Origin of the sequence: Bartonella sp. CL436QHHD (assembly GCF_042195105.1) — a bacterium.
In the GTDB taxonomy this organism is placed as follows: domain Bacteria; phylum Pseudomonadota; class Alphaproteobacteria; order Rhizobiales; family Rhizobiaceae; genus Bartonella.
Genome location: NZ_JBHINR010000039.1, coordinates 1 through 2,397, shown reverse-complemented (window position 1 = coordinate 2,397; position 2,397 = coordinate 1). Strand labels below are relative to the sequence as shown.

Here is a 2,397-nt window from a genome sequence, read left to right as displayed (position 1 = left end):
CACCTTGCCATCAGCCGCAATGGAACTACCTGTGATGCTAAGATCATGCGGTTTGCCATCCTGCCCTGCAATGACAGTGGTATCACCTCCCGATTTTATCGAAGAGCCAACCGCATGAGAGGCTTGCATATCTACTTTCGTGTTTTTGCCCTGAAGATGATACTCCATCTCATCATTTCTTACCCCTATCGCTACCTCCCCTTGGGCGCCAAGTCCAACATTGCCCTTGGCATCTATATCGGAAGCAGCAATATGAATATCGCCACCCGATAGAACAGTGGTATCTTTTCCAGAACTTAAATGAGAGCCATTGTGCACGGCGACATGAAAGGTTTGATCCCCGCGATGACTATTGGTACTGTTGCGTGTGGCATCAATCGAAACGTTTTCTTTTGCCTGTAAGGAAAGATTATCCGTTGCTTGAACATCAGAGCCTAAAATATTCAAATTATTTCCAGAGGCAAGTGTCGTCGAGCCTCCAGAGTTTAACACAGATTTATGATGCATGGTGGCATCACCCTGTTCATCATGGTAATGGGTTTCTGCTGAACCGATCGTCAAGTTGCCTTCTTCTGTAGCCATGGCAAGATCACCTCCGGTAGTGATCCCCACCCCTGAGGCGGTAATATCTTGTTTGGCAATCACGCTCGCATTACCCCCAGCAGAAAGCGCCTCGGTGTTTAATACTGTCTCCACGCCGTCAACCGTTGTGCGCCCTGCATCTAAACGAATATTCGTCTCTGCAAGGATAACAGCATCACCACCCGCCGCAAAATGCCCCCCTTGACTGAGGATATCCCCACCATGCACATGCAATTGGTGGTTTGCCGCAATCCGCCCTGAATTGATAATCGTTGAATTGCTCGTATTCTGGCTGGTGANTGCCCCCCTTGACTGAGGATATCCCCACCATGCACATGCAATTGGTGGTTTGCCGCAATCCGCCCTGAATTGATAATCGTTGAATTGCTCGTATTCTGGCTGGTGATATTGACATCATCGCCCATGATCAAAGCCCCAGCAGAAACAAAGGAGGCTCTGTCTTTTTCAGGGATGTAAAGCACCGGTGCGTAAACATCCATGCCCTTGACCTGTTGGCGCACATAAATCACCATTGGGGCTTCTAGGGACGCCAATTGTTCTTCACTCAAAGCCTCACCAAAAGGGAGATTGTGGGCTTTTGCATAGTCTGCCCCACCATCTAGCAAGGTTTTGACTTGTTCAATGGCATCACTTCCAGGAATAAAGGAGCCTTTGCCCAAACCTTGACCAACCAGATCACGCATTTGTTTCTCAATCAGCTGCTTTTCAAAATATGCATCGCCTAAGAAAAAAATCTCTCTGTCAGGATTGTAGCCAATTCTGTTCAAATAATAGGCTGAGCCATAAAACTTGCCAACATCAAGGAATTCTGCCCGCGTTTCATAAATGAAATTTTGATTGGGCAGCGTGCCCCCAACCCCACCCGATTGGGGTTTTGGTAAAGGGAGCCCCTCAGAAAGTTCCCCCGCATTATTGAGATCCACTTTTGGTGTAAAGAGAGCGCCAGCCCCGGTTAAACCACTTAAGGACTCCAGTGGATTGCCTTCAACGGTTTTTGCTTCAAAATGCGCATCCCCTGTAATCGAACCTTCCGCTGCCGTGTTATTGAGTTGATCGACCACTAAATTCAACGTGCCGCCCGCTTGGACAAGACCAGGAACGCTCTCCAAAGCTTCTGAACCAATCTGGCGATCCTTGCCATTGGCTATATCTAAAGAAACATCGCGGCTTCCATCAGCTTTATAGCCATAACAACTGTCTGTATAAGCCTGACAACCAAGATAAGTGTTTTTATAAGCTGTTGCCCCCAAATTGGTGAGCACATTGGCGTGGATATTGGCATTTCCCCCTGCTCTCATAGAGCTATAATGGTTGTCAATGGTATCAGCGTTAATGATGAGGTTGCCACTAGATTGTATTACCCCCGAAACAGTTGGTTTATGAGAAAACCCTTGCGTGACAGTCTTTTCTGTCATGTGTGACCAATTTTCGTTTATTGACCCAAACCATCCTCCCTTCTGCCGAGAACCATTCCAGGAATACTGTTCTATGCCTTTTCTGTTATCATTATATTCCCAAGTAAATGCCTTATAGACTGTTCCATCGCTTGAAATTGCGGTGCCGTAGATTTCTTCTTTGCTCGCCCAAACCTGCTGTTCAAATATAAAGTTTTTCTTGTCTTTAAGTGCCGGCCACTTAGAAAGCTTTCCTTTGCCCCAGCTATTCGATCTCGTATCATGATATAAATCCCTACCATCGAGAAAATTATATTTGTCTGGTTTTTCGAATGAAATATCGCTATATTCCGTTTTTTCCGTGATGACAGGTGTGCTATCGGCTTTGTTTTTTAGAGTG

Annotated in this window: 2 pseudogenes; both read right to left on the bottom strand. The window is 46.3% G+C overall.

Annotated features, from left to right (window positions below):
* Positions 1-879: pseudogene (locus ACFIKN_RS05975) on the bottom strand (hemagglutinin repeat-containing protein); the annotation flags it as partial.
* A gap of 17 nt (positions 880-896) precedes the next feature.
* A pseudogene (locus tag ACFIKN_RS05970) lies at positions 897-2,397 on the bottom strand (filamentous hemagglutinin); the annotation flags it as partial.